Source organism: Streptomyces sp. NPDC102462 (genome assembly GCF_044765425.1).
In the GTDB taxonomy this organism is placed as follows: Bacteria; Actinomycetota; Actinomycetes; order Streptomycetales; family Streptomycetaceae; genus Streptomyces.
The window spans coordinates 1-7868 of record NZ_JBIWKB010000123.1; the positions used below are offsets into that span (position 1 = coordinate 1).

Sequence of the window (7868 nt, forward strand, 5' to 3'; positions counted from 1 at the left end):
GCAGTTCTGCCATCTGTTCAGAGGAGAGATCCATACCTGACTCAACGATCACAGAAGCCTCAGGTTCCATGAACAGGATCACGAGACACTAGCTCAGCCGCTTTCGCGTCGTCGCCGTCGACGCTCCCGGTGACCAGCCCGCCACCGTGGACGTAACAGACGCACGGTGCGGGCACGGCGCTTCCTGCCAGGCGATAAACCCGCACCTGAACGGCCGAGTCCGGAGATGGACCTGTTCATCGGGCCGTACCTGCCGATCGGCGGGTACGGCCCGTACCCCGAGCGGCTGCGGCAGCAGTTCGCGGGCGTGCTCTGGCAGTTCAAGACCGGCGGACAGTGGCGGGAGATGCCGCAGGAGTTCGGTGCCTGGTCGACCGTTCACAACCGGTTTCGGCAGTGGCGTGACGCCGGCGTTTTCGAGGCTCTGTTGGAGTGCCTGATCGCGGAAGTGGCGAAGCGGGGTGCGGTGGATCTGTCCCTGGTCAGCATCGACTCCGCTACCGCACGCGCTCACCACGACGCGGCCGAAATGCACCTGCGTGAGGACGTTCTTGCCGCGCTGGAGAAGCAGCACCAGGGCGCCCTTGTGAGCCGAGTAGTCGAAGGCCGGCTCCGGAGCGGCCCTGCGGGCAGTACCACTGCTCAGCGCCGCTGCCGTCGGCGCCCCAACGACAACAGGGCCTCCGGGGACCGCTCGGAATGGGATCGCAACCAAGATCGATTGAGGAAGTCGATCTCGGCGAGCTCCCCTCTATGTGACGACCTGCGCGGTGGGACGCGGACACTGGGCGGCGAGCCGATGTGTCGGCCGCCATGATCATCGCAGCCACGGTCAGTCCACCGACCTCACCATGGCAGGCGACACCGGACACACCAACCTAGGGCTCGACGTCGCCGTCGTGGTGTAGCCGCCGTCCACCAGGTGCTCTGCCGGCAGCAGGCCGCGGTGCTGGAGGCGAGTGCGGCTTTCGGCGTCGTTGGTGGCGGCCAAAGCGGCGGCCACATTCATGATCCCGTGCGCCGTGTCGGTCGCGCAGGCCTCGGTGAGGTGAGCGACGAATCCCCTCCAGCGGGGGCTGCCCTGCGCGCATCCGTGTAGGTGGGCGTCAAGGGGATCAAGCGACGGTCCCTGTCCAGCGATCTCAAGGGGGACGGCACCGCTTGCGTCACTATCCTGGGAAGACGAGGAAGCGGCCACGGACGGGCTGGTACCCATGAACGGACCTATGGTCTCCGGAGGCCTCGGCGCAGGACCAAGAGACTCGCTGCGGGGACCGTACACGGCCACGGCAGTGGTGGACGGTACGGGCAGGATCTCCCTGTGGAGCCCGCAGGCAGAATCACTGCTCGGGTATCCGGCGGACGAGATCTGCGCAAAGCCCGCAGTGGATCTGCTGTCCCCCGAAGACGGCCAGGCGGCAGCCACGGCCGTACGCGGGCAGAAGGCCGGGCAGGGCTGGGACGGCGTGCTGGGCCTCAGGCACCGCGATGGGCACGAGGTGCAGGTGGCGTTGCATGTGCAGCCCGTGCTCTGCCAGGACGGCCAGGCCGGCTGGTCGGTCAGCGCCGCCGACGCGCGGCAGGTGGAGCGGGAGCAGGTCGACCGTGCGATCCTTCAAGCGCTCTTCAGCCAGTCGCCGATCCCGGTGACCGTCATGGACAGCGAGCTGCGGTACCGCTGGGTGAATGCCGCGACCGAGTATGTGGCCGCCACCCCTGCCGAGCGGCTCATCGGCCGCCGCGTCGGCGACGACTCACCGGACGTCGACTTCGAAACGATCGACCAGGTCCTGTGCCGGGTACGGGACACCGGCGAGCCGGTGATCGACTTCCTGGTACGCGGCCGCCCTCCGTCGGACCCCGATCGCGAGCACGCGTGGTCCGCCTCGTCCTACCGCCTGACCGACCCGACCGGCCACCTCCTGGGGATGTGCCAGACCTACGTCGACGTCACCGACGGATGGCGGGCCCAGCAGCGGCTCACGCTGCTGACCGAGGCCGGCACCCGCATCGGCACCACACTGGACGTGGCGCCCACCGCACAGGAACTGGCGGACGCAGCAGTTCCCGATCTCGCGGACATCGTCGTCGTCGACCTGCTCGACGCGACAGTGCGGGGCGAGGGACCCGCACCCGGTCCGGCGGGCAGCCAGCTATTGCTTCGCCGGTCGGGGATCCGCACGCTTCAGGACGGTGCCCCGGAAGCCGCCTACAGGGTGGGCGAGACGGTGACGTATGTCGCGGGCACACCGCAGAGCCGGTGCCTGGCCGGCGGGCGGTCGGTTCTGATACGGAGACTGGATATCGATGAGTGGTACCACTTCGACGCGCGAAAGGCCGAGAAGCTCCGCAGGTTCCAGGTTCACTCGCCCATGGTGGTACCGCTATGTGCCCGAGGCATCACCCTGGGTGTGGCCTCCTTCGTACGCTACCGGAACCTCCAGGCGTATGACGAAGGAGATCTGGCCCTCGCGGAGGACTTCTCCTCGCGTGCCGCGGTGTGTATCGACAACGCCCGCCGTTACACCCGCGAGCACACCACCGTCCTAGCCCTGCAGCACAGCCTGTTGCCGCGTGAGCTGCCCGACTACCCCGCCGTGGAAACTGCCACCCAGTACCTGCCCGCGGCCTCCCATGCCGGAGCGGGAGGTGACTGGTTCGACGTACTGCCGCTGTCCGGAGCCCGCGTCGCCCTGGTCGTCGGCGATGTCACCGGCCACGGCCTGCACGCCGCGGCTGTCATGGGACGCCTGCGCACCGCGGTGCACACCCTGGCCGACCTCGACCTCGATCCCGACGAAGTCCTCACTCAACTCGACGACCTCGTCATCCGCCTCGCCGAGGAGGACCCCGACTGCCAGGGCGCGACCTGCCTGTACGCCGTCTACGACCCCATCTCACGCATCTGCGTCTTCGCACGCGCCGGCCATCCCCCACCCGCCCTGGTACAGCCTGACGGCACGGTCGAGTTCTGCGACGACATCCCACCCGGTCCGCCCCTGGGCCTGGGGGGCCTCCCCTTCGAAACCAGCCAGCGGCGCCTCTCCGAAGGCACCCTCCTCGCCCTGTACACCGACGGCCTCGTCGAAACCCCGGGGCACGACATCGACATCGGACTCGACCGCCTGGCTCGCACCCTGGTCAACACCGACCGCCCGCTCAAACACCTCAGCGAAGCCATCGTGACATCCCTGATACCGGACCACCATGGCGACGACGCCGCCCTGCTCCTCGCCCGCACCCGCGCTCTGGGAGCAGACCGCGTCGCCACCTGGGACCTGCCCGCCGACCCGGCACTCGTCTCCCAGGCCCGCGCCCTCACCGGCCGACAACTCATCGACTGGGGTCTGGAACCGCTCGCCTTCACCACCGAACTCATCGTCAGTGAGCTGGTCACCAACGCCATCCGCCACGCACGAGGCCCCATCGCCCTACGCCTCATCCGTGCCCAGATCCTCATCTGTGAAATCTCCGACGGCAGCCTCAGCGCCCCCCACCTCCGCCGCGCCCGCACCACCGAAGAAGGCGGCCGCGGCGTGTTCCTCATCGCCCAACTCGCCACCCGCTGGGGCACTCGCTACACCACCGACGGCAAGACCATCTGGGCCGAACAACCCCTCATCCCTACCTGAGAAACCGCCACTCAGCCGATCTTGGACCGATGACGCACGGGTCTTTCGACAGCGGTTTGCCGCGCGCGTTGTCGGTTGCAGCGGCTTGCTGCCGTACCGCGGAAGCGCCACCCCGCGGCTGCCGGCTCGGCACGCAGCTCGGGCGCGTTGTACAGCTCGCCGTTGTACGTCAGGGCGAGGCGGCCGGAGGCGATCGGCTGCGCGCCGGTCTCGGACAGGGCGACGACGGCCGCCGCCCGGCCCGCTTCCCCTTCCCCGGGCGCCCCGGTTACAGGCAGTGATGCTTGCCGAGATCGATCAGGGCATCTCGAAGTCAAGGGGGTCGAAGCCGGGGGCCACCACACAGGTGACCAGCACGGGAAGGTCACCGGCCGGTTCGGCGGTCTGCCAGACGTTGGCCGGCACGCGGAATTGCGGCAGCTCGCCGTGCTCGACGTCGCCGCCCAGCGTGACAGTGACGGCGCCCGTCGTGTCGGGGACGGGGCCCGTGCCGCCCAGTCGCATGGTCAGTGGTCCCTCGCGGTGCCAGAGCCATATCTCGTCGGAGCGGACACGGTGCCACCGGGACACCTCGCCGGGATGCAGGAGGAAGTAGATGGCGGTCGCCACGGAGCGCTTGCCCTCGTATCCGGGCAGCTCTGCGTCGGCGGCTGTGCGCCAGGTCTCCCTGAACCACCCACCTTCCACATGGGGTTGGAGGCCCAGCTGGGACACGAGTCCAGAGAGGTTACTCATGCAGACATGGTCTCACGGGGGCGGGCGCCCCACGCCGTGAGTGCCCCGGACACCATGGGCAGGTCACAGACGGTCTCGACGGCGTCCAGGCCGGGACCGGGATCTGTGCCCCGGGCTGCAGCGGCGCGGGATCTTCAGGAGCTGCTGGTGAACGCGCGGTGGCACCGCCCTCCGTCGTGCCGGGCCTGTCCCGCTGCGCGGCCTGCCGCATCACCTGTTGTTTGCATCTGCTCTGTTGTGCAGAACATGAACCGTTTCGGAATTTTCGCCTGGGCACAACTGGAGCCCCGCCAGGGCGACTTCCGTTTCGACTGACTGGATGCGGTGCTGGACCGGTTGCACGGCGCCGGTATCCGAGTGGCCCTCGCCACGGCCACCGCGTCACCGCCGCCGTGGCTGACCCGGCGCCACCCCGAGATCCTGCCGCGACTCGCTGACGGCACCGTGCTCCGGCAGGGCGCCAGACAGGCGTATGCGGTCACCCCGCCCGTCTTCCGTGAATACGCGCTGCGCATGACCCGCCGCGTCGCGGAACGCTACCGGGACCATCCGGCGCTGGCGCTGTGACACGTCGACAACGAACTGGGCTGCCACGTCCCGCACGACTACTGCGACAATGCCGCCGCCGCTTTCCGCAGTGGAACCCGGCGCGTCCTCACCGGGCCGGCGCGGGTGTCAACAGCCCGGAGGGGTGCTTGCCCGACAGTGGCTCTTCATGGCCTGAGCAACCGTTCTGCATTTCCGTGGGCGATGAGTTCCATATCGTCCGGGCCGAGGGGTTCGGTTTCCAAGAAGCGACGCGCTCCTCCCTCAGGAGCAAACTGGAACGGGGGCAGTCGGTCAGGGCGTGTTCAGGTCCCTAAAGGGTGCGGATTGCGGCTGATGCCCGGGCTCGGGAGGGCTCGTTCGGGCCCCGTCGCGGATGGCGCGGGTGGTCTTGGCCATGTTGGTTGCCCCGGCGGTTTTGAGGACGCCGATGGTGAGGTTACGGAAGGAGGCCATGGCCCGTGGCGCGGTGCCGGTGTGCACCTGAGGGAAGGCGATGCCGACGAGGTTGTCCGCGATGCCCATGGTCTTGATCGAGCGGAACTCGCTTCGGCCGTGTCCTGGGCGTGTGCGGTCGGTTGGTTCGCTTTGGTGATCGCGACGTAGTGCGCCCCCTTCGTCTCGACCAGCCACCGGGCGTGGTCCCCGACGGTGCGGCCGGCGTCGAAGGTGACGACATCCCCGGCCGGCTCCAGCGGCGCGAGCATCGGTCTGAAATTGCGCTGTCTCGTTCGTCTTCGATCCAACCTCGGCCTGGGCAAGGGTGACCGGGAGACCATGAGTGAGCGCTGAGAGCAGGGGGCGCCGCCGCTGATCGAACCGAGCCGAGCCTCGCGCCGACAGCTGCGTCGAGCGCATCGTCGTCAAGACGCCCTGGGAATCCGCCCGAGGCCAGTGAGTACCAGCGGCCCCGCCGCAACCGCGGGTCGGGCACCGCCGCCAGGTAGGGGCGCAGGTCAGCGACGCCGGTCGCGACCACACGGTCCGCCCCACCCGGGAACGGAGGCACGCCCCTCATCGAAGCCGGCCCGATTCCAGGTGCCCGGGTGCGATGAGTTCCGTCATGTTGCCTCGTCTATATCCACAGCACGCCAGCAACCGCACGCTGGGAGAGCATCATGACCGCCATCTACACCTGGGACGTCTTTGCCACCCTCGACGGCTACGGCTCCTACGGCCCCGACGGCGACTGGGGCGGCTACTGGGGCAAACAGGGACCCGAGTTTCTTGACAACCGCCTTGCCGTGATCAGCGAAGAGCAGCGGATGGTGCTGGGAGCCAACACCTTCCGGCAGATCGCAAAGCTGCTCGCCCCGATCCCGGTGGTCGACCTCGACCCGGTGAACTCCCGGATGCGCAGCATGCCGACAACAGTGGTGTCGACGACGCTTGAAGGACCCGGCGCATGGCCGGACACGACCGTCGCAGCCGGCGATGCCGTCGACGTCGTCGCCCGGCTCAAGAAGGAGTCCGCGGTGCCGTTGCGCTCGCACGGCAGCCTGTCGATGAACCGGGCGTTGATGGCCGCCGGGCTGGTCGACCGCGTCCAGGTGACGATCTTCCCCGTGATCAGCGGTCGGACCGGGACCTACCCGATCTTCGCGGGCGCGGCCGACTTCGACCTTGAGTTGATCGAGAGCCGGACGTTCGACCGCCGCACCCAGGAGCTCATCTACCAACCCACCCTGCATCGCTGAGCGCCGCCTCCGTGCACCACATCATGCACGACCCGCCATTCGCGACTTGCGTGTCTCATCGCTTATGGCGCAGACGTTACGGACGCGCTGTCCGCACGGGGTCAGCGGAAGGCCGGGATGCCGGTGAGGGCGCTGCCCAGGACGAGTGCGTGGATCTCGCTCGTGCCCTCGTAGGTCAGGACGGACTCAAGGTTGTTGGCGTGCCGGATCACCGGGTACTCCAGGGTGATGCCGTTGGCGCCGAGGAGGGTGCGGCACTGGCGGGCGATCTCCAGGGCCTCGCGGACGTTGTTGAGTTTGCCCGTGCTGATCTGCTCCGGGCCGATCCGATCGTGGTCCTTGAGCCGTCCCAGCTGGAGCGCGAGCAGCATGCCCTTGCCGAGTTCGAGGGTCATGTCGGCGAGTTTGTGCTGGGTGAGCTGGAAGCCGGCGAGCGGACGGCCGAAGACGGTGCGGTCTGCGGCGTAGGCGAGGGCCGTCTCCAGGCAGTCACGAGCGGCCCCGAGGGCGCCGAAGACGATGCCGAAGCGCGCCTCGTTGAGGCAGCCGAGCGGACCGGACAGACCGCGGGCGCCCGGGAGCATGGCGTCCGCGGGCAGTCGGACGTCCTCAAGGACGAGTTCGCTCGTCACCGAGGCCCGCAGTGACACCTTGTGCTTGATGTCGTTCCTGGTGAAGCCGGGAGTGCCGGCGGGGACGAGGAATCCGCGGACGCCGCCGTCGGTGCGGGCCCAGACGACGGCTATGTCGGCGACCGAGCCGTTGGTGATCCACATCTTGGTGCCGTTGAGGACCCAGTCCGTGCCGTCCCGCTTGGCCTGGGTGCGCATGGCGCCCGGGTCGGAGCCGGCATCCGGCTCGGTGAGCCCGAAGCAGCCGATGAAGCGTCCGGCGGCCATGCCCGGCAGCCACTGCTGCTTGTGTTCCTCGGAGCCGTACTTCCATATCGCGTACATCGCGAGAGAGCCCTGGACGGAGACGAGACTGCGCAGTCCCGAGTCGACGGCTTCGAGTTCGAGGCAGGCGAGTCCGTAGGAGACGGCGCTGGTCCCGGCGCAGCCGTAACCCTGCAGATGCATGCCGAGGACGCCCAACTCGCCGAGCTGACCGGCGAGTTCCCGTGCGGGGATGGCTCCTTGCTCGAACCAGTCGGCTATGTACGGCCTGCGTTCCGCGCAATTCGGGGGTTCTGGAGTCCCTACCGGGCTGAAGGTGCAGGTCAGTGAGCTGGAGGCTGGTGACGCGGGCAGATTCACCT

Annotated in this window: 6 protein-coding genes and 2 pseudogenes; 4 read left to right on the plus strand and 4 right to left on the minus strand. The window is 68.5% G+C overall.

Translation table 11 applies throughout. The features are described 5' to 3' along the window. Nucleotides 1–226 precede the first annotated feature (226 nt). Both ACIRFL_RS43195 and ACIRFL_RS43200 read left to right on the plus strand, forming a co-directional pair. A pseudogene (locus ACIRFL_RS43195) lies at nt 227–533 on the plus strand (transposase); the annotation flags it as partial. Nucleotides 534–1226: 693 nt separating this feature from the next. After that, complete coding sequence (locus ACIRFL_RS43200; RefSeq protein WP_404041107.1) at nt 1227–3632, plus strand: SpoIIE family protein phosphatase; 2406 nt, start codon at nt 1227–1229, stop codon at nt 3630–3632. 89 nt (nt 3633–3721) lie between these two features. Here the strand turns inward: ACIRFL_RS43200 and ACIRFL_RS43205 are convergent. Together ACIRFL_RS43205 and ACIRFL_RS43210 are read right to left on the minus strand one after the other, a co-directional pair. Then, nucleotides 3722–3910: pseudogene (locus tag ACIRFL_RS43205) on the minus strand (hypothetical protein); the annotation flags it as partial. A gap of 19 nt (nt 3911–3929) precedes the next feature. After that, on the minus strand, nt 3930–4367 hold the full coding sequence (locus ACIRFL_RS43210; RefSeq protein WP_404041110.1) for a cupin domain-containing protein: 438 nt from the start codon (nt 4365–4367) through the stop codon (nt 3930–3932). 324 nt (nt 4368–4691) lie between these two features. Between ACIRFL_RS43210 and ACIRFL_RS43215 the strand changes: the two genes are divergently transcribed. Continuing rightward, nucleotides 4692–4934, plus strand: coding sequence for a beta-galactosidase (locus tag ACIRFL_RS43215; protein WP_404041113.1), 243 nt, complete (start codon nt 4692–4694; stop codon nt 4932–4934). 273 nt (nt 4935–5207) lie between these two features. On the opposite strand, the gene ACIRFL_RS43220 is transcribed toward ACIRFL_RS43215, so the two are convergent. Next, complete coding sequence (locus ACIRFL_RS43220) at nt 5208–5438, minus strand: hypothetical protein (RefSeq protein WP_404041116.1); 231 nt, start codon at nt 5436–5438, stop codon at nt 5208–5210. A gap of 593 nt (nt 5439–6031) precedes the next feature. Here ACIRFL_RS43220 and ACIRFL_RS43225 point away from each other — a divergent pair. Then, nucleotides 6032–6610, plus strand: a complete 579-nt coding sequence (locus ACIRFL_RS43225; protein WP_404041119.1) for a dihydrofolate reductase family protein — start codon at nt 6032–6034, stop codon at nt 6608–6610. 101 nt (nt 6611–6711) lie between these two features. On the opposite strand, the gene ACIRFL_RS43230 is transcribed toward ACIRFL_RS43225, so the two are convergent. Next, nucleotides 6712–7833 carry an acyl-CoA dehydrogenase family protein gene (locus ACIRFL_RS43230; RefSeq protein ID WP_404041122.1) on the minus strand — a complete coding sequence of 374 codons (1122 nt, stop codon included), beginning with the start codon at nt 7831–7833 and terminating at the stop codon, nt 6712–6714. Nucleotides 7834–7868: the final 35 nt, after the last annotated feature.

Excerpts from the sequence above, each read along its gene's own strand:
- ACIRFL_RS43200 (WP_404041107.1), top strand. The coding sequence starts at position 1,227 with ATGGTCTCCGGAGGCCTCGGCGCAGGACCAAGAGACTCGCTGCGGGGA.
- ACIRFL_RS43210 (WP_404041110.1), bottom strand. The coding sequence starts at position 4,367 with ATGAGTAACCTCTCTGGACTCGTGTCCCAGCTGGGCCTCCAACCCCAT.
- ACIRFL_RS43220 (WP_404041116.1), bottom strand. The coding sequence starts at position 5,438 with ATGGGCATCGCGGACAACCTCGTCGGCATCGCCTTCCCTCAGGTGCAC.
- ACIRFL_RS43225 (WP_404041119.1), top strand. The coding sequence starts at position 6,032 with ATGACCGCCATCTACACCTGGGACGTCTTTGCCACCCTCGACGGCTAC.